The following is a 21,291-nucleotide window of genomic DNA, read 5'->3' on the forward strand; positions in this document are numbered from 1 at the left end:
ATAGATTGATTAGTTTTCAAAACTGTGATATTATTCTATTGTTGTTAGAATCAATCTCATTTACTTGACGAATCCACAGGAGGTATTCCGATGACTCGAATGACGCGCCACCGCATACTCCCACTCCTCGGTCTCTTGCCGGGGCTCGCACTGATGAGCGCACATGCTTATGCGGCGGACACGATGCACAATATGAATATGTCCGGTATGAACGGGATGACGGGTTCTGCACCTGCGCAGGCAGTCCCGGACGAATCCTATGCGTTCACGCTGCCGGAGATCGTTGTGACGGGCTATCGCTCCGAGTCGCCGCTGACGATCGTGACCGATCCGCGCAAACCGCGCCAGCCGATCCCCGCGGCGGACGGCGGCGGCTATCTGAAATCCATCCCCGGGTTCTCCGTCGTGCGCAAGGGCGGCATCGGCGGCGATCCGATGATGCGCGGCATGGGCGGTTCGCGCATGGTGATGCAGATGGACGGCATGAGCATGGCGGGCGGCTGCCCGAACCGCATGGATCCGACGGCGACGTACGCGTTCCCGGAGACATACAGCCGCATCATCGTGAACAAAGGACCGCAAAGCGTGCGCTACGGCGCGAGCATCGCGGGCAGCGTCATCTTTGAGCGCGAGACGGAGCGGTTCGAGAAACCGGGCGTGCGCGGCAACATCTCGCTGATGGGCGCCTCCAATCACCGTTTTGACGAGATCGTCGATGTCACAGCGGGAGGCAAAGAGGGCTATGCGCGCTTCATCCAGACGCGCAACTATTCGCAGGACTACAAGGACGGTGACGGGAACCGCATTCACTCCGGCTACGGGCGACACAGCCTTTCAGGCATCATCGGTCTGACCCCCGACCGGGACACGCTGTTCGAGGTCGCCTATGATTCCAGCCGCGGCTGGGGCAAGTTCGCTCACGGCATGATGGACGGGAGCAAGTTCGACCGCGACAGCTGGGCAGTGAAGTTCGAGCGTGCGCATATGTCTCCTGTGGTTGAAAAGCTCACGCTGAATTTTAACCACGCCGACATCGATCATCTCATGGACAACTATACGTTCCGCAAGGGCATGATGGGTATGGATGTCAAGCGCCGTCAGTACGGTGTGCGCACCGTCGCCGATCTGAAGTTTTCCCCGCGCACGATGGGTGCCGTCGGCATCGAGCTGGCACAGCAGGAGCACGCCTTTGCCCGCGCGATGAAGAATATGCCGCGCGCACCGTTCTCCACCGATATGACGATCAAGAATCTCGGCATGTTCTTCGAGTACAGCCGTGAGATGAAGGAGCGCGACCGCCTAAAGGCAGGTCTGCGCTGGGATCGCACGACGGATCACTACCATCCGTACAGGGGGTGGCAGTCGGGCACGACCACCGACAACATGATGAGCGGCTTTATCCGCTGGGAACACACGGCAAAATCACAGCCGCTCACATTCTACATCGGTCTTGGTCACGCGGAGCGTCCCGCCGACTACTGGGAAGCGTATCACACATGGAACGTGCACCATAATCTTTCCACGCGCCCAAAGAAGGAACGCAATACGCAGCTCGACCTCGGCTGGGTCTACGGCGGCGAGAAGAACAGCGGCAGCCTCTCCCTCTTTTACAGTCATGTGCAGGACTTCATCCTGCGCCGCCCTGCAAACGACTACGCGAACGTGAATGCGCGGCTCTACGGGTTCGAAGCGGACTATACGCACAGTTTCTCCGATGCATTCTCCATGAACGCCGCGCTCGCCTACACGCGCGGCGACGACCGCACGAACGACGCAGCGCTCCCGCAGATCGCACCGCTCGAGGCAAATCTCACGGCGAAGTACGCACACGGCAAGGCCGAGGCAAATGCCGTCTGGCGGCTCGTTGCCCGGCAGAACCGCTTCCACACGGGCTACGGCAGCGTCACGGGGACGGACAGCGGCGCAGCGGGCGGATTCGGCATTCTCTCACTGAGTCTCGCCTACCGCCCCGACACGAACCTCACGTTCTCTCTTGGCGTCGACAACCTCTTTAACAAGACCTACAGTGAGTTCGTCAACCACACGGAGCTGGCGGATGTCGCGGGTTTTGCGCCGCCCTCTAAGGCGCATATCAACGAGCCGGGGCGCACCGTATGGTTCAAGACCAATTATCGGTTCTAAGACGGTATAAGAAAAATATCGTTCCGAGGCTTGTCATTCGGAAATGAACGTGCTGCAATGCAGTCAGCCAAAAGTGAAACAGTGTCAATGGCACAAAAAGTGCCCCCCTAGGAGCGCCAACTCCTAGGGGGGCTTCTCATTTTGTGGTTGAGCATCCGAGGCTAGTTGCCGTGGAAGAAGGTTCTGTGTTTCGGATTTTTCGGGCGGCAACGGAGAGCGTACAGCAAATTTTATCATCTGCCGCAAAAGTATCCCGCGCCGCCTTTCACTTTTGTCCGCGGTATGTTATAATGATTTTAATTTCAACTGCGGCAGGAGGTGATTGGTCGTGACAGAGGCGGCCAAAGCATTCGAGGAATACATCAAGAAGGAAAACATCACGGGCTTTCAGATTCGTGAGCCGGGCGATGAGCGCCAAACCACCGTCTTTGAGAGCGAACTCGAAATCGAGAGACGCCGTCTCCCGATCCTCGTCATCATCGACGCCACCGCGTACGCAACCGTGCGCATCCGCCTCGCGCAGAACGCCGTCGACGACACGAACGCCATGCTCCTCACCGGCTGGCTCATGCGGCAGAACCAGGACAGCCGCCTCGTGAAGTTCTACCTCACCTCCGACACGACCATCATCGCCGACGTCGTCGTACCGCATGCGCCCGAGCAGTTCGATCCCGACGTTATGGGGAGCGTTCTGCGCGTCTTTGTCCGCGACATCACCGCCCTCATGCCCGAGCTCATCCAGCTCCTGCCCGAGGCGGAATGAACGATTGACAAAATGCCGGGTGTCTGCTATCATGTAGAACATCGCGGGCATAGTTCATCGGTAGAATGAAAGCTTCCCAAGCTTTAGAGGTGGGTTCGACTCCCATTGCCCGCTCCATAGGAAATAATAAGCCGTCCGTTTGGACGGCTTTTTTCGTATATTTTCATATCGTAGATATACGCCATCAGCAAGAACCGAAGCATCGAAACTCGTCACATCACTAGTTAAATGGAAATGCTCACATGCCCCCCCTTCTTTCCTGCGACCGGATTCATGATACAAAAACCGTATAGAGTCCGCCGATGACCATCCCGAGCGGCAGCGGCCAAATCCAATATGTGCCGCGCGTCAGCCAAAGGCTGAGGGAGCGATGCCGCGCATCCAGCGGAGGCAATTCACCAAGAGCAGTTCCTTTCAGATAGCGCCGATACCGGCAGCCCGGGTACCAACTAGTTAAGAGTGTGCATCCTATATAGAACGTAAGCAATCCGCTCCCGGCATCCGTTAAATGTCGCGGCAGGATAAAATCGGCGTCAAATCCCCATAGCGCCAACATCCCCGCGGCAAGCGTCTGCCCGATGAGCCAGCATACCGCCTGCCTGCTGACACGCCCCTCCCGCTGCGCCGCCCGCGCACGGTACGTCAGCCGGCCGAGGCCGACGGACATACCGAGAAACAAAGATAACCAAAGCGCCGCAAAAATCATCCACATAGCGCTCATCCCTCCTCCCGGCGATACATTTTTCTCACGAACAGCTACAGCGATGCGGCGACCATCAATATCCCGATCAGCATGACGAGCCCCCCGATAGGCCATATACAGAACCCATGCATTAAATATCCGTAGGAACGATAATGTTCCGCATCCATCGGAGGCAGATCATGCATATCCGTCCGCTTCAAATAGCGAATATACCTTCGATCCGTATACGATCCAATAAAAATTACACTCCCCATGCAAAAAACAAGCATTCCTCTCGCCGTCCCCGTTTGCATAAAGGGCGCCGTCCGGATCAGCGAATCCAAAAGGCCTAAAATCAGCACGATGACGATACCGTATAGCCGTCCCGCCATACGACAGAGCCTCCGTCCGCTGACCCGCCCTTCCCGATAATAGCCGACGAACCTGCACAGCCGCCGACCATAGAGGAACGTCCCCGCTGCAACGAGCAGAATACATAAAATATTTCCCCACATGGGAACCTCCCTCCCCGCTCCTGGTCATACGGTATTTCCTTCAGAATATCCCTTGATCGTCGCGCTGGCAATTGAAAAAAGGTGCCCTCACTCATGCATGCCGCTCCGACATAAAGTGCCGAGCGCGCGTCACCGCCCCATCTGCTCCATATACGCACGTGTCTCCCTCACAACGACGTCCGAAAGCGCGAGCAGGGCGATGGGGTTTAGGATCGCCCCGGAACCGTTGACGATGTCGGCGGACACCCAATCGCCTCGAGTTTGAGGAACGCGCCGAGCACAATGTGCATGATAAAGACGAGGCGGTACCGGGGCGTATGCCTCCGTGCCCATCATCCCTCCCTACCGCTGTAACACAACAAAAAGAAGGGGCTGTAACGAAATACTACAAACAAAGATTGGGTACATATCAGCCGGAAGCCCTGTATTTATTGCATAAGAAAAGGACTGTAACGAAAGTGCGAAAAACGCTATTTCGTTACAGTCCCCAATTCCACTTATCATAATGCTGCTTATTTTTAGAACGATACTCAAAAGGATCAGAATCCCGCCGAGCCACAATAATGCAAAACCTTTATACAAGCTGTCTTCGAACATCCTGCGGGAGGACAGCTTACGATCCATCGCGGGAAGGTCGTCCGGAGCAGTAGCTTCCAGGTATTTCAGATATCTTCGTGCCGTATGCCCGACAAGAACAGACGCGCCTCCTATAGAAAAAATCCATACGAGAAACGCTGTATCCTTCGATGTAAAACCAAATAAAAGGTCTCCCGAGCTACAGCAACTGAAAAAAGTCCCGCAAGCACTAAAACATAGATCAGTATTCCCATATAATAAACTGCGAGCTGTCCGCTTGCCGCCCCTTTTTTATGTTGGCGGCATCCATGCACAAACAGCGCGACGAAGATAAAAATAATCACCCATGCCCCTATGATATATTCTACATTCATGAGGGATTCTTATCTTTTGCCGAGATCCTTTTTAATTTTTACGCTGTTTTTTAGGATCGTCATACGGATTTTCAGCGATTAACGACGTTCTGCGGATGCCCTTCAATGAACGATCGCACGTTGTCTGCGGTGATCTGCATGATGCGTTCGCGGGCTTCCTTTGTCGCCCACGCGATGTGCGGGTTGATGATGCAGTGTGGGGCGTTGAGCAAAGGATTGTCCGCGGTGATGGGCTCTGCGGATACGACGTCGACCGCCGCCCATGCAACCTTGCCGCTCCTGAGGGCGGCGGCGAGATCCTGCTCGACGATGAGCTGTCCGCGCCCGTTGTTGACGATGATCACGCCGTCCTTCATCCGGGCGATCGCCGCCGCGTCGACGATCCCTTCGGTCGCGGGCGTCAGCGGGCAGTGGAGGAAGATGAAATCTGAGCGCGCAAAGAGCGTATCGAGCGGCACATAGTCCGCGACGGCGCGCCCCTCGTCCGTCTCGGTGCGGCTGTAGGCGATGACGTTCACGTTCAGCGCGCGCAGGACGCGCGCGGTGGCTCTGCCGATGCACCCAAGTCCGATGATGCCCGCGGTCTTGCCGCTGACCTCGATGAGGGGACGCTGCCAATAGCAAAAATCGATGCTGGACGTCCATTCGCCCGCATGGACGGAGCGGTCGTGATGCCCGACCTGCGAGCACGCCTCGAGGAGGAGTGCGATTGCATTCTGACTTACATTGTCCGTACCGTAGCCGGGTACATTCATGACATCGATATTCTTTTTGCGTGCATAGGCAGCGTCGACTGTGTTGTATCCCGTAGCGAGTACGGCAACGGCACGCAGGTTTGGACAGGCATCCATGGTTGCGGGGCTAATCGGCGTCTTGTTGATGACGATGATCTCGGCGTCGCCGATGCGCTCAGGGATGAGCGGCGATTCGTCGTACGATGTGCGGTCGTAGACCGTGAGGTCGCCGAGTGCCGCGAGGGGCGCCCAGCTGATGTCGCCCGGATTCTCCGTATATCCGTCCAAAACAACGATCTTCATGCGCAGTCCTCCTATGAGATTGTTTCGGTCATATTCCTTCTCCATAGGATTCGACGACGCCCGCGCTCAGTCCTGCTTTTCCATGTATTTCCGCGTCTCGCGGACGACGACGCCCGAGAGGGCGAGCAGGGCGATGAGGTTCGGGATCGCCATGAGTCCGTTCACGATGTCGGCGAGAATCCAAATCGCCTCGAGTTTCAGAAATGCGCCGAGCGCGATGAGTACGATAAAGACGACGCGGTACGGGAGGATGCCGCCGCGCCCCGCGAGATAGACGACGGCGCGCTCGCCGTAGTAGTTCCAGCCGAGAATTGTGGTAAATGCGAAGAGGGCGAGCGAAACGGTGAGAAGCACACCGCCGACCGCGCCGTAAAAGCTCGTGAACGCCGCGCCCGTCATGGCGGCGCCCGCCGTGTCCCCGTTCCATGCGCCCGTGAGTACAAGAACCAGTCCGGTCATAGAGCATATAATGATGGTGTCAATGAATGTGCCGGTCATAGAGACAAGTCCCTGCTCGGCGGGTTCGTTGGTCTTTGCCGCAGCCGCCGCGATCGGTGCGGAGCCAAGTCCCGATTCGTTCGAGAATACGCCGCGCGCGATGCCGTTTTTCATCGCCATCATGACGGTCGATCCTGCAAAGCCGCCCGCAGCCGCCGTTCCGGTAAAGGCGCCATCAAGGATGAGCGCGATCGCGCCGGGGATCTCGCCGAGATGCGCGAGGATGATGCCGAGGCAGATGACGACGTAGAGCGCCGCCATAAAGGGGATGACGCGCGCCGCGACCGCTGCGATGCTCTTGAGCCCGCCGATGGTGATGGCGGCGATGACGAGCGTCAGCGCGATGTCCGTATAGAGACGCGGCACGCCGAACGACAGCTCCACCGAGTCCACGATCGCGTTGACCTGCGGGAACGTGCCGATGCCAAAGAACGCGACGAGGACGGTTGCTGCGGCAAAAAACGCGGCAAGCGGGCGGTATTTCTCTCCCATGCCGCGCCGGATGTAGTACATGGGGCCGCCCGCGATCTCGCCGCGCGCGTCCGTTTCGCGGTATTTGACGGCGAGCAGCCCCTCGGCGTATTTCGTCGCCATGCCGAAGAACGCCGCCGTCCACATCCAAAAGATCGCGCCGGGGCCGCCGACCTGCACCGCCGTCGCAACGCCGACGATGTTGCCCGTGCCGATGGTCGCGGCGAGTGCGACGCAGAGTGCCTTAAAGCTCGATATGTCACCGAGCCCCCGGCTCTTTGCTCGGAGAATCAAGCGCAGCGCCTGCGGCAGACGGACGACCTGGATCAGCGAGAGCCGCACGGTCAGCAGAATGCCCGTGCCGACAAGGAGCACGATGAGCGGCGCGCCCCAGAGAAAGGAGTCGATCGCATTTAGGATGGGAAGAAAGGATTCCATGGCGCATACCTCCAAAAAAATGAAAATATGCGTGTATCATATCAAAGATTGGCGCGAATGTCCATGTATACAAAAAGACCTCTCTCCGGCAAGCGGACAAGAGGTCTTTGATCGTCGGCACTACACCGCCCTATTGACCAGTGCGGCAACGGCGCCTGCGCCCTGTGCTGCGCGAGAGGCAAGCAGGGACGCACGCCCGGGGGAGGTATCCGGATGCGGGTATCCCGCAATGCTGCGCAAGAGCCGGCGCTGCGCGGCTGCATTCGCCCCGCGCATGTGAGTCTCCGATATGAGCTGCTGCCCACGGTAAACCTGCACAAGAACCGAACCATCCGTGAGGAGACGCGTAAAGACGGCATCGCCCTCCGCCTCGGCGGAATGATTCGTTTCCGCAGGCTTAGAGCGCCTAAAATCCTCCAGGGCATCCTCGAATGCGCCCGAAGTTCCTTTCTGTGCAGCACGCTGCACCGGTTTCACCGGCGATACAACGCGGTCGACATCAATTTTGTCAAGTACCATCAAGGTCTCCTCCTTTCACGGATGCGATTATTCTGTGCATCTTGTAAATAGTATCGGGGATATAGGTTAAGTCTTGCTTTGTAGAATGTTATGATACCATTTATAATTTATATGTCGTTAAAGTTAATGTATCCATCATACGCATCTTCATACGTCTAAATAAGTACAAAAGACCTCTTATCCGGTCATCGGATAAGAGGTCTTTGTTGGCTTTTGCGATTTACATTACCGTGTTCATCACGGCTGCCGCCGCTCCCATTGCGCCCTGTGCGGCGCGTGAGGCGAGCAGAGGATTTTGCGCGGCTTCGTCCGCTTTCTGTGCGATCGTTTCAACCTGCGTGCTCAGGATTTCCTTGCCCGCCGCGGGATCGGAGCCGCGCGTCATATTCTCCGAGATGAGCTTTCCCTCGCGGAAGATCTGCACGACGACCGATCCGTCGGCGAGGATCCGCGTGACGACGGTATCGCCCTCGGCGTCCTCCCGGCTGCGGCTGTTGGCGGGCTTCGCCTCGCGCATATTTTGCAGCATACGCGCAAATGTGTCGCTCGTGTCCTCGCTCTGCGCGGTGCGGCGTACGGGAGACGTCGCCGTGGCTGCCACAGCACGCGCGCCGCGTCCGGGATACAGCTTTTCAAATTCCATCGTTTTCCCTCCTTTCGCGCTCCTGCAAATTTTTCGCTTCCTTTGATCATATCATCGGAATTTTTCACATAGAGTTTAAGTAAGAATTTGCTGAGCGAGCAGCATTGTGTTTTGCTTCGCAGCACCATATAATGAACGCATGGAATGGAGGAATACCAATGAGTAAAACGAATCGTCCCGGCTTTACGTCGGACTATATGGAGGGGGCGCACCCGACGATTCTGCAGCGTCTCGTCGAGACGAATATGGTGCAGGCGGCGGGCTACGGCTGCGATGAATTTTCCGAGGCGGCGCGTGAAAAAATCCGCGCAGCGTGCGGCGCGCCCGATGCGGAAATCCACTTCCTCGCAGGCGGGACGCAGACGAACATGACGGTGATTTCGGCGATGCTGCGCCCCTATCAGGGCGTCGTTGCGGCGGAGACGGGACACATCGCGCTGCACGAGGCTGGCGCGATCGAGCGCGGCGGGCACAAGGTACTCGCGCTGCCTGCCGTGGACGGGAAACTCACGGCGGAGGCTGTCGCTGCGTGTCTTTCGGCCTATGCGGACGATGAGAACCGCGACCACATGGTGATGCCCGGCATGGTCTATGTCACGCACCCGACGGAGTACGGCACGCTCTACACGCGCGCGGAGCTGACCGCCATCAGCGAAATCTGCCGCGCACACGGCGTGCCGCTCTTCCTTGACGGCGCGCGCCTGGCGTACGCGCTCGGCTGCGGCGCGAACGATGTGACGCTCCCGGACATCGCGCGGCTGACGGATGTGTTCTACATCGGCGGGACGAAGTGCGGCGCGCTCATCGGCGAGGCGGTCGTCTTCCCTCAGCCGGGAACGGTGCCGCATTTCTTCTCCATCGTGAAACAATGCGGCGCGCTTCTCGCGAAGGGACGCCTGCTCGGCATCCAGTTCGACACGCTCTTCACGGACGATCTCTATCGGCGCTGCGGAGCGCACGCGATCGCTGGCGCCGACCGCATCCGTACAGCGCTCCGGGAACGCGGCTATCGGTTCGCATGGGAAACGCCGACGAATCAGATTTTCCTCGTGCTGAGTTCCGCGGAGCGGGAGCCCCTCGAACGCGATGTGCAGATCGATTTCTGGGAGAAGGTCTCGGACGAGACGACCGTCATGCGCATCGCCACGAGCTGGGCGACGCGCGCCGAGGATGTCGACCGGCTGATCGCAGTACTGTAAACACTGGGCTTTCTGAATGGGAGGCACACCACCGGAACTACCGTGCGGCAGCAGCACGCTATCCTGTACCGTTCCCCGGAGAGGAAGTCCCCTGCGATAATTTTATTGCACGTTTATAGAACGCCGCTTTGCGGTTTTCCCACACAACAAAAAGACACGCTGCATGCGTGTCTTTCCACTGATATAATGTGTACAGGCGCTGCCACAGCGGTAGGCGGTCGAATCTTGCCCCTAGAGAGGGGCGATGCTTATGGAGCTCTACGATTTTTTATCGTTGGTTTTCCTCGTTATAATTTGCATTGTAGCGTTACGAGCATAAGAATCCCCGCCTCTAGTCTCCAGCTCTAGGCGGGGTTCTTCCCGATTAAGTGTTTGGGGCTGACCGTCTGCCGGCAGCGCCTTTTTCTATGCTCATTATAGCTTTTCCCCGGAGCTTCGTCAAGCCCTCACCCGACGGAGCGCTTGAACTTGCGGACGGCGACGCCGAAAAAGAGGAGTGTAAAGCCCGCGAGGAAGAGGGTCTGATGCCAGAGCGCGGCGATGCCGCCGCCCTTGAGAAAGATCATGCGCTGGATCTCGATGTAGTGGGTCATGGGGATGGCGAGGCTGATGTATTGAAAAATCGCCGGCATGGCATCGCGCGGAAACATGAATCCCGAGAGGAGAACGGCGGGCAGGAGGGTCGCGAGGCTGAGAAGCCCCGCCTGTAACTGGCTGCGCGCGAGTGAGGAGATCATGAGTCCCATCGTGAGGGAGGCGAGCAGGAACAGGGTCGTGAGCGCATAGAGGAGCGGAATGCTCCCGCGCAGCGGTACGCCGAACACAGCAAGCGCAACGATGATCGAGACGGTTGCCTGGATATAGCCGAGGGCGATGTACGGCAGTATCTTTCCAACGAGCAGCTCCCACACATGCAGCGGTGTGACAAGAAGCTGCTCCAGCGTGCCTGTCTCGCGCTCGCGCACGATCGCCATTGAGGTCATGAGCACCATCGTGAGACTGAGGATGATGCCCATAAGCGCGGGCAGCATGTAGTAGGCGGTGACGGCATCCGGGTTGTACCACGCACGGATGCGCACATCGTACGCGGGCGTGATCGCCGGTGTGCCGCGCGCGGCAACGGGTCGGACGTGTATGCCGAGCCCTGTAAGCGCAGCGATCGCAGAGGTCGACCCGATAGAGTCGGAAGCGTCCACGATCGCCTGAATCGGCACCGTCCGCCCCCGGTTTGCCTCCGCCGTGAGATCAGGCGGGAAAACGATGCCGATGCGTGCATCCCCGTTTTGAATCCGCTCATCAAGCTCCTCATAGCTGTAGGCGATATAGCGCAGGTCAAAATACCCGCTCGCCGTCATGGCCGCAAGGAAACTGCGGCTCTCCTCACTCCGCGACTGGTCGAACACGACGGTCGACTGATGCTTCACATCCGTACTGATTGCCATCCCGAACACGATGAGATAGACGAGCGGCAGGAGGAAGGTCACACCGATCGTCATGGGGTCGCGCCGCATCTGTATCAGCTCCTTGCGCAGGAGCGCAACAATGCGCATCATCTCCTCACCCCCTTTGCTGTCGGTCGTAATAGATGAAGACATCCTCCATCGAGAGTGCTGCGGGCTGTGCCTGCACCTCCGACGGCACTTCCGCGCCCCTTGGGATGAGCGCACGCACCTGGCGTCCGAACACATAAACCTCGTCATACTGCGCATGTGCCGCACGCAGCGCGGCCTCCGCCTCTCCCGTGCTCTCATAGGGCAAAACGAACAGGCGCGCCGGCAATTCATCCTTGAGCTCGGCGGGCGAACCCGCGGCAATCTTGCGCCCCGCCTGTAAAAAGGCGATCTCATCGCAGTGTTCCGCCTCGTCCATGAAATGTGTCGTGACAAAGACAGTCGTGCCCTCGCCGCCCGCCATCTCCGAGAGCAGGTTCCAAAAGAGCCGCCGCGACGTAGGATCGACGGCAGACGTCGGTTCGTCAAGGACGAGCAGTGCCGGACGGTGCAGGATCGCACAGCCGAGTGCGAGACGCTGCTTCTGCCCGCCCGAGAGCCCGCCTGCGAGGATGTCCCGCTTTTCAACCAGCTGCATCTGCGCGAGCACGTCCGCGCAGCGGCATCGGCGCTCCTCTTTCGCAAGGCCGTAGAGCCCGCCGTAGAACATCATATTCTCCCACACCGTAAGGTTCTCATAGAGACTGAAGCGCTGCGACATATAGCCGATCGACTGTTTCACCCGTTCAGGGTGTACGGCTGTATCGCAGCCGAGGACGAGCGCTGTGCCGTGCGTCGGGGAGAGCAGCCCGCAGATCATGCGGATCGCGGTGGATTTTCCCGAGCCGTTCGACCCAATGAAACCAAAGATCGAGGCGCGCCGCACGGTAAGGTTCAGCCGATCGACGGCCGTATAGCTGCCGAATACGCGAGTGAGGTCGTGCGTCTCGATGACGGCGCCTTCGGATATTTTATCTTGCATGATGCCAGTCCAAATCTACATCAGCCGGCATGCCCGGCTTCAGCGCGCCGTCCTCGTTGTGCACCGCGACCTTAACCGCAAAGACAAGATTGGCACGCTCGTCCTTCGTGATGCTCTGACGCAGTGTGTACTCGGCCGCATCGCTGATCTCCTTGATCGTCCCGTTGAGCGGTTCCGCACGGCCATCGATGTAGACAAGCGCCGCATCCCCGATGCGCAGATCGCCGAGGACGTCGGTCGTCACATAAACCTTCACCCAAACGTCCTGCGGGTCGATGATGGTCGCGAGCGCCGCGCCCGCACGGACGTACTCACCCGGCTCATAGTTCTTCGTAAGGACGACACCGTCCGCGGGTACGCTGACCGTGAGGTCGCCGACCGCAGCGTCGTCGATCGCGAGGATCGCCTGCTGTCGCTTCACATCCTCGGCGGCCATGCGGATATCCTCGGGGCGGCTGCCATTTTTGAGAAGCGCTTCCTGCTGCTCGGCAGCGCGCAGATTTGCCTCGGATGCCTCCCGTTCCTCACGCAGGGCATCGAATGCCTGCGGTGCGATCGCTCCCTCCGCGAGGAGCTGTGCCCCACGTTCATAGTCTGCCGCCGCCTTATCCGCTGCCGCGCGTGCCGCCCGCGTGCGTGCCGCCGCCGCAGAGATATCCTCCGCCCGGCTGCCGTGCACCGCACGGTCGAGATGTGCCTGTGCGTATGCCAGTGCCGCCTCATCCCGCAGCCGTGCTGCCATAAGATCATTGCGCCGGATGCGTGCAGCAATATCCCCTTGATGTACCTCCATCCCCTCCGTGAGCAGCAGCTCCTCAATGGTTCCGCTCTCCTTCGCACTGATGTCGATGCGCGTTGCTTCAACTGTGCCCGTGAGGAGATTCGTCCGTGCTGTCTGCGCACTGTAAGAGCGGTAGGCGATCACAGACAGTATGATGACCGCGATAAGAATGAGCGCAATACGTATGTGTTTTAGTTTCATCCGGTTCATCCTTTCTAGGGCGATAAATATACTCTCTTGTTGGTATAATAATTACTGAATTAATAGAAAATATTATAGCATACGATTTTAAGGGGCAATCACTAATTTTCGATTAGATATGCGGATCAACATATTACATATACGCCTATGCACGCTAAACCACGCTTCACGATTGACAGCACGAGGTGCGCGTCATATAATGGATACAGAAGCTTTCACAACACTCCCGAAAGGAGCGTGCACCATGAAGAAGATGCTCACTCTGCTCGTGTTGGCGGTTTTCCTGCTCAGCGCTGCGGGCTGCGGCTCTGCACAGGAAGCCGATGTGCCGGCACAACATGCGACGGCAAATGCCCAGTCGGCTCCCCCTGCGCTAAAAACGAAAGTACTCTTCATCAACACAAGCCGTGACCCAAACGGCAATACGTACAAGATGGGAGAAGCGTTCCTCGCCGGCGTTCCGCACGACACGCTCTTTCTGAACGACTACAAAATCTACCAGCTCGGCCAGCACTATGACGACGACCGGCTCACCGACGTTCTTGCGGCGACAGAGCAGGCGGATACCATCGTCATCGGCACGCCCGTCTACTGGCACACGATGAGCGGCGCGCTCAAGACCTTCATCGACCGCACCGTCCTCTTCCTTCATGGCGGCGGCTATATTGGGGGGCTGCACGGTCGGTATCTCGACTGGGGGCTGCATCAAGGCGACCTCGCGGACGCCGGCACGCTCTTTGCCGTGGATTATCGTCTCGCACCCGAGCACACCTATCCTGCGGCGCTTGAGGACGCCGTGACCGCCTATCGCGCGATTCTAAAAGAGGGAACCGATCCCCGGCAGATCGTACTCGTCGGCGACTCCGCCGGCGGGAACCTCGCCGCAGCGCTGCTCCTCTCTCTGCGCGACAACAAGATGCCGCTGCCAAAGGCGGCCATCCTCATATCGCCATGGGGCTATCTCGGCAGTGACCTGCCGTCGCATGTGAACAACATCCCGAAGGATCAGGTGCTCGGCGCAAAGAACGTCCGCCTCGGCGGCGAGGTCGCCCATCCGTCCTATCGTAAGGATGCGCCCGTCACCGATCCGTACATCTCCCCCGTCTACGCCGACCTCACGGGGCTGCCGCCCATGCTGATCACTGCAGGCGGCGACGAACTCTTCCTCGACGACGCAGCGCTCCTCGCGGCACACGCGACGGCTGCGGGCGTCCCCGTGCAGTTTACCATCTACCCGCGCATGTCGCACGACTGGACGCTCCTCCTGCCGGAGCTGCCCGAATCCGCCGCGATGGACGCGGAAATCCGGCAGTTTGTCGATGCGCAGCTGAAAAGGTGAATTGCGCAGGTAATCATAAACATGCTATACTCATTATAAAGGAGATGAGTATATGCCCGAATTAAGCCGATTTTTTGGCATCGTTGTAAAGATGATTTTCAAAGATAACAATCAGCACCATAAACCGCATGTGCACGTTTACTTTAATGAATATGAGGCATCCATCGGAATTGATGGCGAACTCCTTGCCGGCAGCATCCCTGTCAAACAGTTGCGGCTCATTGAGGCGTGGCTCGCCATTCATGAGGATGAATTATATGCCGCATGGAACAATGCGGTACGTGGTCTGGCATTCGACAAAATCGATCCGCTCAGATAAGGGAGACAAGAGATATGTATATCGTCAACGGTATTGCCTATGCGGGAGAACAGAAGCCTGTGCTGCGCGTCAGCGGCGTGCGTCCGCTGGATGATTTCCGCCTGTGGGTGCGGTTCAGTACTGGCGAGGCGAAGATTTTCGACTGCAAGCCGCTGTTTGATCTGCCGATCTTCGCCCCGCTGCGCACACCGGAGACATTTCGCGCTGTCTATATTGACTATGGCGTCCCGACATGGAACGACGGCACAATCGACCTCTCGCCCGAGACGCTGTATGACGAGGGCGCCCCGGTGCAGGAAGCGAATCCTGCATAATCTCCGCACGCGAATTGCATAAGAAAATCCCCTAGGAGCGGCGCCCACGCTCGCTAGGGGATTCGTCGTTTCGTGACAGGATGTCAGTCGCCCTTGCCCTACGCATAGTATAGCATTTCCGAGACGAAAGTCACGTCCGCCCCCACTCATGAACCGAATGTCGCTATGCGCCAAAATCCCGCGTCTTCCCCTCCCACCGCAACCTAAGTGACAGTCAAGTTTGGATGCACGGCTAGGAATGAGGAGAATGCGAGCGACGGCGTAGTCAAAAGCTACTCCTAGCGAAGCATTCGACGATATGACACCGCCGTGCACCAAGATCAGCTGTCACGCCTCCCTTCGAGCTTTCTCGAGATAAACCAGCAGCACCGAAACATCCGCCGGCGACACACCGCTGATGCGGGACGCCTGCCCGATGGAGTGCGGACGAACGGCGGCGAGTTTTTCCTGCGCCTCAAGACGCAGGCTCGTAATAGCGGCGTAGTCGATCTCTTCCGGGATACGGCGCCGTTCGAGCCGCTCCATGCGCGCGATCTGCTCCCGCTGTTTGCGGATATAGCCGTCGTAGCGCACGGTGATCTCGACTTCTTCCTTTACATCGTCCGCGAGTATTGGGAGGTCAAAGATGCGTGCGAGCACATCGTAGCTGCCCTCGCGGCGCAGGAGCGCGGCGAGATTCATCGGCGTGCGCAGAGGGAGAAGTCCCGCATCCGCAAGCCGCCCTTCCGTCGCCGCGTCAGGCGTGAGTTTCGTCGTCTCAAGGAGATGCAGTGCCGCCTCGATGGCGTCGCGTTTCGCGGTAAACTTCGCCCAGCGCGCATCGCTCACGAGCCCGATCTCGTGCCCGACGGGCGTCAGACGCAGATCGGCATTGTCCTGCCGCAGGATCAGCCGATACTCGGCGCGGCTCGTCATCATGCGGTAGGGCTCCTCCGTTCCCTTCGTCACGAGATCGTCGATGAGAACCCCGATGTAGCCGTCGCTGCGCCCGAGGATGAGAGGTTCCTCGCCTGCAATCTCCCTCGCGGCGTTGATGCCCGCGATCAGCCCCTGCGCCGCCGCCTCCTCGTAGCCGCTCGTACCGTTCGCCTGTCCGCAGCTATAGAGCCCCGCAACGCCTTTGACGGCAAGTGACGGTTCGAGTCCAAGAGGGTCAAAACAATCGTACTCGATGGCGTAACCGGGGCGCATGATGCGTGCGCGCTCCAGCCCCGCAATCGTCCTGAGAAATTCCTCCTGCACGTCGGTCGGCAGACTTGTAGACATCCCCTGCACATACAGCTCATTGGTATGCAGCCCCTCGGGTTCGAGGAAGAGCTGATGCCGCTCCTTGTCGGGAAAGCGCGCGATCTTCGTCTCAACGGAGGGACAGTAGCGCGGCCCGATGCCCTCGATGACGCCGTTTGCCATCGGCGCGCGGTGGAGATTCACGCGGATGACCTCGTGCGTCGCGGCATTGGTATAGGTGAGGTAGCAGCGCACCTGCTCTTTTGGCATCTCCTCGGTCATAAAGGAAAAGGGCGGCGCGCTCTCCTCCCCCTCCTGCACCTGCGTCCGAGCAAAGTCGACCGTACGTGCATCCACACGTGCGGGCGTACCGGTCTTGAACCGCATGATTTTGAGCCCCAACGCCCGCAGGGAATCCGAGAGCTGCATCGCGGGGCGCTGTCCGTTTGGACCGCCGTCGTAGATGGTTTCGCCGAGGATAATGCGTCCGCGCAGATATGTCCCCGTCGCAAGGATGACGGCGCGCGCGGTGATCCGCTCCCCCGTCTCACAGCGGATGCCCGTGACGCGTCTGCCGTCCTCCGTCTCCTCGCTCAGCAATTCCGTTACAAGAAGCTGACGCACATCGAGGTTCGGCGTATTTTCGAGCGTTTCTTTCATGATGCGCTGATAGAGAAATTTATCCGCCTGCATCCGGAGCGCGTGGACGGCGGGCCCTTTACCCGTGTTGAGCAGACGCCGCTGGATGGACGCCCTGTCCGCCGCGATGCCCATCTCGCCGCCGAGCGCATCGATCTCGCGCACGAGGTGGCTCTTGCCGGGTCCGCCGACGGACGGGTTGCAGGGCATCATCGCGATGTTGTCGAGCGAAAGCGTCACGCAGAGCGTACGCCGCCCGAGCCGCGCCGCTGCGAGCGCCGCCTCGACACCCGCGTGCCCCGCACCGACGACGATGATGTCGTAATCTGTCGTGCTGTTCATAATTCCTTCCAAAGTTTTCCGGTTGATTCAGACAAGAAAAAATCCGTCCCGGCGGACGGCTATAAGTATGATAAAACATAAACTTGCACACTATGTTTCATTCTGGTATACTACGAACAAGCGTTGCCATCACAGGTAGGCGGTCAATTCTCGCCCCCGAAAGGGGGTATATATATGAGTATATATGAATTCTACACGTTCATCGTGTTGCTCATTATACTGATCCTTGCGGTCAAACAATAAATGAGAAAGCCCCGCCTTAAAGCTACCAAACTGCAGGCGGGGATACTCGACTTTCGGTAAATAGGGGCTGCCGTTTATCGGCAACGCCTATTTTTATGCTCTTATTTTACCATCCAACATATATTTCGTCAAGCGTCCCTACTTCCCGATGCAGAACTCGCTGAAGATCTTGTCGATGAGGTCGGTGTCTGCCGTTTCGCCCAATATTTCGCCGAGGATCTCGTACGCGGCGCGCAGGTCGATGGATACAAAGTCCGTGCCCATGTCCGCTGCAAGCGTCTCCTGCGCCGTCCGCAGATGCTCTGCCGCACGGCGCAGTGCCTCCGTCTCGCGCTCCACGTTCGGGAGCGCGCCGTCGCTGAGGTCTCCTTCCATACGCCGGACGATCTCCGCAATCGCGCGGCGCAGGTCGTCCAGCCCCGTCCCAGCCTGTGCCGAGATAACGAGCACGGGCGCATCGAGCATCGAGAAATCCGCCGCTGTGAGGACAGAATCGCGATCCTCCTTGTTGCAGAGGACAATCATCTCCGCCGCGCAGTTCCGGAGACGCACGATCAAGTCCTCGTCCTCCGGCGTAAGCGGAGCCGCCCCGTCAAAGACGGCGAGAACGAGCTCGGCATCGGCGAGGTGGCGCTCCGTCCGCGCGACGCCGATCTGCTCAACGGCATCCTCCGCCGCGCGCAGTCCCGCCGTATCGAGCAGACGCAGAGGGATGCCCTCGATCATGATCTGCTCCTCGATCACGTCGCGCGTCGTCCCCGGCACATCCGTCACGATGGCACGCTCCATGCCGAGCAGGGCGTTGAGGAGACTCGATTTCCCGACGTTCGGTCGCCCGACGATCACGGTCTTCATCCCCTCGCGCAGAATGCGTCCTGCATCCGCCCCTTCGAGCAGCCGCGCGACATCCGCGGATGCCGCTGCGATATCTGCCGCGAGCGCCCCTGTTCGTGCCTCCGGAATATCGTCCTCAGGGAAATCAATCCCCGCCTCGATGTGTGCGATTGCCCCGAGGAGACGCGTACGGATCCCCGCAATTTTCTCCGCGAGCGCCCCCGCCATACGCTCCCGCGCCGCACGCACCGCACGCGCGCTCTTTGCAGAGATCAGCTCCATCACGCCCTCGGCGCGCGAGAGATCGAGCCGCCCATTCAGGAAGGCGCGCTTTGTAAACTCACCCGCCTCGGCAGGTCTTGCCCCCGCCTCCCATGTACGCAGCAGCACCTCACGCAGAACGAGCGTCCCGCCGTGGCATTGGAGCTCTGCGGTATCCTCGCCCGTGTAGGAATGCGGCGCGCGCATATAGAGCAGCACGCACTCGTCGATCACCGTACCGTCCGCCGCCACGATATCCCCGTAGCGCGCCGTATAGGGCTCGATGCCCTCAAGCCGCCCGCCGCGTGCAGGACGGAACACCGCGCGCGCCACATGCAGCGCATCCGCCCCGCTCACACGGACGATTCCAATGCCGCCCGCCCCCGGCGGCGTTGCGATCTGACTGATGGTATCGCGCTCTCCTCGCATCATAGCTCCTTTATCCTATCGTCAAAAAAAGCAGCCCGCGGCTGCGCTGTTCCTGTGCACATTATACTGCCGCCCCGCCCAAACTGCAAGCATCGCCACGCAGTCCTTCAATCCCGCTCCGCAGTTATTTTCCTCCACAAGAGGCGCACAATATACAGGATAGAGGCGCATGCGGCAACGACCAGGATCAGTACCACAAACGCGGTATGAAGTCGGTTCCATAGGGTGACGCCAAAGAGAACCAGCCCCATACAGTTCATCGGGAACAGAACCATGACGATGAGGATCGTATGGTGCGATTGGCATTTGCCTAATTTTTTCAGCGCTGCATTGAGCAGCAGCATAACGCCCGTGCCAATCACAGTGTTCCCTATTATGGTTCCTACCATAAATCCCAATTCATAGGGCGTAAGATGATCCATATGCTTCGTCCCCTTTCATGGATCCAGCGGCCTTATATATCTGATTATAGCACATTCCCTCGCAATATTTCAGCGATGCTTTATGCCGCCGTCCTCACAGCACAAAACCGCCGCACCTTAGCTTTTCCACTAAGATGCGGCGGCTTTTCTATATTAGGAGAGAGGTTATGCCTTTGCCCTTTTCCCGCCCATGGTCATGAACAGGAAGAAAATGGCGAGGACGCAGGAGGTGAGGAGGCTGATGAAGCCGCCCGTCCATCCGAAGTGATCGACGACGAATCCCATGTAGACGCCGGCGAACGCAGAGCCGACGATGTAGCCCATGAGTCCGGTGAGCCCTGTGGCGCCGCCGGTTGCAACGCGCGGCACCATGTCGGCAGCCTGCAGGCCGATCATCATGACGGGACCGTAGATGAGGAAGCCGATGGCGATGAGGGCGAGGTTGTCGACGAGGATATTGCCGGGCGGGTTGAACCAGTAGACGAGGATGGCGACGATGACGAGCGCCATGAAGATCATGGTCGCGGGCGCGCGCCGTCCGCGGAAGACGCGGTCGCTGAGGTAGCCGCTCACGAGCATTCCGGGGATGCCCGCCCATTCATAGAGGAAGTACGCCCAGCGCGAGCTCTCCTTGCTGAATCCTTTGATGGCAGCGAGGTAGGTCGGCGCCCAGTCGACGACGCCGTAGCGGATGAAGTAGACGAAGATGTTCGCGATGGCAAGATACCAGAGGAGTTTGTTCTTGAGGACGTACTTCATGAGTACTTCCTTTGCCGTCATTTGCTTCTCCATGACGGCGCCGTGCTCTTTCGGGTAGTCGTTCTTGTACTCCTCGATGGGCGGCAGTCCGCAGGACTGGGGCGTGTCGCGCAGGAGGAAAAAGGTGAGGATCGCGAGCGCGATGGAGATCATCGCGGGGAAGAAAAAGATGCTGTTCCACGTGCCAAAGATGGCGATGCCGATGGTCGCGAGCGGCGCGATGAGCCCGCCGCCGAGGTTGTGCGAGACGTTCCACCATGACCACCACGCGCCGCGCTCTGTCTGGGAGAACCATGTGACCATGGTCTTTGCATACGGGGGATAGCCCATGCCTTGGAACCATCCGTTCATAAAGCTCAGCGCGCACATGATGGGGATGCTGGTCATGACGCCCGGCACGACGCCGAACGCGAGGGTGACGAGCGCGCTGAGGAGAAGTCCGACGGTCGCAAAATACTTCGGATTCGACCGGTCGGAGATGTTCCCCATGACGAATTTGCTGACGCCGTACGCGACGGAGAGCATGGTAAGGACGATGCCGAGATCCGCCTTCGAGTAGCCGTAATCCTGTATCATGTACGGGATCGCAAGGCTGAAATTCTTGCGGATGAGGTAAAATGTCGCATAGCCGATGAACGTGCCGAGGAACACCTGCCGGCGGATCGATTTGTACCGCTCGTCAACGAGGTGCGCGGGCAGCCGCTCGATATGCGGTGCGGGGGAAAAGATGGACATACCGCTTCATCTCCTTTGTGTGTTTTTCATCTGTAATTAGTATACAGAATGAAAAATCGGGAGACCATCGGCAAAGTTCTTCTTTTTCATCAGATTTTCAGAGAAAAATTCCGCCCC

19 protein-coding genes and 1 tRNA gene are annotated in these 21,291 nt (G+C 58.7%); 7 read left to right on the plus strand and 13 right to left on the minus strand.

The window, feature by feature from the left end; all coding sequences use genetic code 11:
- Positions 1 to 90: 90 nt before the first annotated feature.
- From K341_RS0110865 to K341_RS0110875, 3 genes are all read left to right on the plus strand, one after another.
- Positions 91 to 2,142, plus strand: a complete 2,052-nt coding sequence (locus tag K341_RS0110865; protein WP_026762808.1) for a TonB-dependent copper receptor — start codon at positions 91 to 93, stop codon at positions 2,140 to 2,142.
- A 328-nt stretch (positions 2,143 to 2,470) separates the two neighbouring features.
- A complete protein-coding gene (locus K341_RS0110870) occupies positions 2,471 to 2,905 on the plus strand; it encodes a hypothetical protein (protein ID WP_026762809.1) in 435 nt (144 codons plus the stop codon).
- Positions 2,906 to 2,948: 43 nt separating this feature from the next.
- Positions 2,949 to 3,022, plus strand: a tRNA-Gly gene (locus K341_RS0110875).
- Positions 3,023 to 3,176: 154 nt separating this feature from the next.
- Here K341_RS0110875 and K341_RS0110880 read toward each other — a convergent pair.
- The 6 genes from K341_RS0110880 to K341_RS0110915 form a co-directional block, all read right to left on the minus strand.
- Positions 3,177 to 3,617, minus strand: a complete 441-nt coding sequence (locus tag K341_RS0110880; protein ID WP_026762810.1) for a hypothetical protein — start codon at positions 3,615 to 3,617, stop codon at positions 3,177 to 3,179.
- A 44-nt stretch (positions 3,618 to 3,661) separates the two neighbouring features.
- Positions 3,662 to 4,102 (minus strand): hypothetical protein, encoded by a 441-nt coding sequence (locus K341_RS0110885; protein WP_026762811.1) that lies wholly within the window; start codon positions 4,100 to 4,102, stop codon positions 3,662 to 3,664.
- A 1,021-nt stretch (positions 4,103 to 5,123) separates the two neighbouring features.
- Positions 5,124 to 6,089: a D-2-hydroxyacid dehydrogenase gene (locus K341_RS0110900; RefSeq protein WP_026762813.1), complete on the minus strand. Its 966-nt coding sequence runs from the start codon at positions 6,087 to 6,089 to the stop codon at positions 5,124 to 5,126.
- Positions 6,090 to 6,155: 66 nt separating this feature from the next.
- Entirely contained in the window at positions 6,156 to 7,496 is a 1,341-nt protein-coding gene (locus K341_RS0110905; RefSeq protein ID WP_026762814.1) for an alanine/glycine:cation symporter family protein, read from the minus strand.
- Positions 7,497 to 7,616: 120 nt separating this feature from the next.
- Entirely contained in the window at positions 7,617 to 8,015 is a 399-nt protein-coding gene (locus tag K341_RS0110910) for a hypothetical protein (RefSeq protein ID WP_026762815.1), read from the minus strand.
- A 220-nt stretch (positions 8,016 to 8,235) separates the two neighbouring features.
- Entirely contained in the window at positions 8,236 to 8,658 is a 423-nt protein-coding gene (locus K341_RS0110915) for a hypothetical protein (protein ID WP_026762816.1), read from the minus strand.
- Positions 8,659 to 8,816: 158 nt separating this feature from the next.
- On the opposite strand from K341_RS0110915, the gene K341_RS0110920 reads away from it, so the two are divergent.
- Complete coding sequence (locus tag K341_RS0110920; RefSeq protein ID WP_026762817.1) at positions 8,817 to 9,857, plus strand: threonine aldolase family protein; 1,041 nt, start codon at positions 8,817 to 8,819, stop codon at positions 9,855 to 9,857.
- Between the two features lie 446 nt (positions 9,858 to 10,303).
- On the opposite strand, the gene K341_RS0110925 is transcribed toward K341_RS0110920, so the two are convergent.
- The 3 genes from K341_RS0110925 to K341_RS0110935 are packed head-to-tail and all read right to left on the minus strand — an operon-like array spanning position 10,304 to position 13,311.
- On the minus strand, positions 10,304 to 11,410 hold the full coding sequence (locus K341_RS0110925) for an ABC transporter permease (protein ID WP_009350770.1): 1,107 nt from the start codon (positions 11,408 to 11,410) through the stop codon (positions 10,304 to 10,306).
- 4 nt (positions 11,411 to 11,414) lie between these two features.
- Positions 11,415 to 12,329 (minus strand): ABC transporter ATP-binding protein, encoded by a 915-nt coding sequence (locus K341_RS0110930; protein WP_026762818.1) that lies wholly within the window; start codon positions 12,327 to 12,329, stop codon positions 11,415 to 11,417.
- Positions 12,319 to 13,311, minus strand: a complete 993-nt coding sequence (locus K341_RS0110935) for an HlyD family secretion protein (RefSeq protein WP_026762819.1) — start codon at positions 13,309 to 13,311, stop codon at positions 12,319 to 12,321. The genes K341_RS0110930 and K341_RS0110935 overlap by 11 nt, the downstream gene beginning before the upstream one ends.
- Before the next feature lie 244 nt (positions 13,312 to 13,555).
- Between K341_RS0110935 and K341_RS12780 the strand changes: the two genes are divergently transcribed.
- The 3 genes from K341_RS12780 to K341_RS0110950 are packed head-to-tail and all read left to right on the plus strand — an operon-like array spanning position 13,556 to position 15,283.
- Positions 13,556 to 14,650, plus strand: coding sequence for an alpha/beta hydrolase fold domain-containing protein (locus K341_RS12780; RefSeq protein WP_248676920.1), 1,095 nt, complete (start codon positions 13,556 to 13,558; stop codon positions 14,648 to 14,650).
- Positions 14,651 to 14,702: 52 nt separating this feature from the next.
- Positions 14,703 to 14,969, plus strand: coding sequence for a DUF4160 domain-containing protein (locus K341_RS0110945; RefSeq protein WP_009350775.1), 267 nt, complete (start codon positions 14,703 to 14,705; stop codon positions 14,967 to 14,969).
- Between the two features lie 14 nt (positions 14,970 to 14,983).
- Positions 14,984 to 15,283, plus strand: a complete 300-nt coding sequence (locus tag K341_RS0110950) for a DUF2442 domain-containing protein (RefSeq protein ID WP_009350776.1) — start codon at positions 14,984 to 14,986, stop codon at positions 15,281 to 15,283.
- Positions 15,284 to 15,610: 327 nt separating this feature from the next.
- Here the strand turns inward: K341_RS0110950 and mnmG are convergent, their stop codons facing one another.
- From mnmG to glpT, 4 genes are all read right to left on the minus strand, one after another.
- Positions 15,611 to 17,491 (minus strand): tRNA uridine-5-carboxymethylaminomethyl(34) synthesis enzyme MnmG, encoded by a 1,881-nt coding sequence (gene mnmG / locus K341_RS0110955; RefSeq protein ID WP_026762820.1) that lies wholly within the window; start codon positions 17,489 to 17,491, stop codon positions 15,611 to 15,613.
- Between the two features lie 381 nt (positions 17,492 to 17,872).
- On the minus strand, positions 17,873 to 19,258 hold the full coding sequence (gene mnmE, locus K341_RS0110960; RefSeq protein WP_026762821.1) for a tRNA uridine-5-carboxymethylaminomethyl(34) synthesis GTPase MnmE: 1,386 nt from the start codon (positions 19,256 to 19,258) through the stop codon (positions 17,873 to 17,875).
- Between the two features lie 107 nt (positions 19,259 to 19,365).
- Positions 19,366 to 19,680: a hypothetical protein gene (locus K341_RS0110965; protein ID WP_026762822.1), complete on the minus strand. Its 315-nt coding sequence runs from the start codon at positions 19,678 to 19,680 to the stop codon at positions 19,366 to 19,368.
- 165 nt (positions 19,681 to 19,845) lie between these two features.
- The gene (gene glpT, locus K341_RS0110970; RefSeq protein WP_009350782.1) at positions 19,846 to 21,174 is read right to left on the minus strand and encodes a glycerol-3-phosphate transporter; all 1,329 of its coding nucleotides are present in this window, start codon (positions 21,172 to 21,174) and stop codon (positions 19,846 to 19,848) included.
- Between the last annotated feature and the right edge of the window lie 117 nt (positions 21,175 to 21,291).

Source organism: Centipeda artemidis DSM 19719 (assembly GCF_000426665.1).
GTDB lineage: Bacteria > Bacillota > Negativicutes > Selenomonadales > Selenomonadaceae > Centipeda > Centipeda artemidis.

Coding starts and splice junctions, on each gene's coding strand:
- K341_RS0110920 (WP_026762817.1), top strand. CDS start 8,817: ATGAGTAAAACGAATCGTCCCGGCTTTACGTCGGACTATATGGAGGGG.
- K341_RS0110865 (WP_026762808.1), top strand. CDS start 91: ATGACTCGAATGACGCGCCACCGCATACTCCCACTCCTCGGTCTCTTG.
- K341_RS0110915 (WP_026762816.1), bottom strand. CDS start 8,658: ATGGAATTTGAAAAGCTGTATCCCGGACGCGGCGCGCGTGCTGTGGCA.
- K341_RS0110880 (WP_026762810.1), bottom strand. CDS start 3,617: ATGTGGATGATTTTTGCGGCGCTTTGGTTATCTTTGTTTCTCGGTATG.
- mnmE (WP_026762821.1), bottom strand. CDS start 19,258: ATGCGAGGAGAGCGCGATACCATCAGTCAGATCGCAACGCCGCCGGGG.
- K341_RS0110965 (WP_026762822.1), bottom strand. CDS start 19,680: ATGGATCATCTTACGCCCTATGAATTGGGATTTATGGTAGGAACCATA.
- K341_RS0110905 (WP_026762814.1), bottom strand. CDS start 7,496: ATGGAATCCTTTCTTCCCATCCTAAATGCGATCGACTCCTTTCTCTGG.
- mnmG (WP_026762820.1), bottom strand. CDS start 17,491: ATGAACAGCACGACAGATTACGACATCATCGTCGTCGGTGCGGGGCAC.
- K341_RS0110910 (WP_026762815.1), bottom strand. CDS start 8,015: ATGGTACTTGACAAAATTGATGTCGACCGCGTTGTATCGCCGGTGAAA.
- K341_RS0110930 (WP_026762818.1), bottom strand. CDS start 12,329: ATGCAAGATAAAATATCCGAAGGCGCCGTCATCGAGACGCACGACCTC.
- glpT (WP_009350782.1), bottom strand. CDS start 21,174: ATGTCCATCTTTTCCCCCGCACCGCATATCGAGCGGCTGCCCGCGCAC.
- K341_RS0110925 (WP_009350770.1), bottom strand. CDS start 11,410: ATGATGCGCATTGTTGCGCTCCTGCGCAAGGAGCTGATACAGATGCGG.
- K341_RS0110885 (WP_026762811.1), bottom strand. CDS start 4,102: ATGTGGGGAAATATTTTATGTATTCTGCTCGTTGCAGCGGGGACGTTC.
- K341_RS12780 (WP_248676920.1), top strand. CDS start 13,556: ATGAAGAAGATGCTCACTCTGCTCGTGTTGGCGGTTTTCCTGCTCAGC.
- K341_RS0110950 (WP_009350776.1), top strand. CDS start 14,984: ATGTATATCGTCAACGGTATTGCCTATGCGGGAGAACAGAAGCCTGTG.
- K341_RS0110935 (WP_026762819.1), bottom strand. CDS start 13,311: ATGAAACTAAAACACATACGTATTGCGCTCATTCTTATCGCGGTCATC.
- K341_RS0110900 (WP_026762813.1), bottom strand. CDS start 6,089: ATGAAGATCGTTGTTTTGGACGGATATACGGAGAATCCGGGCGACATC.
- K341_RS0110945 (WP_009350775.1), top strand. CDS start 14,703: ATGCCCGAATTAAGCCGATTTTTTGGCATCGTTGTAAAGATGATTTTC.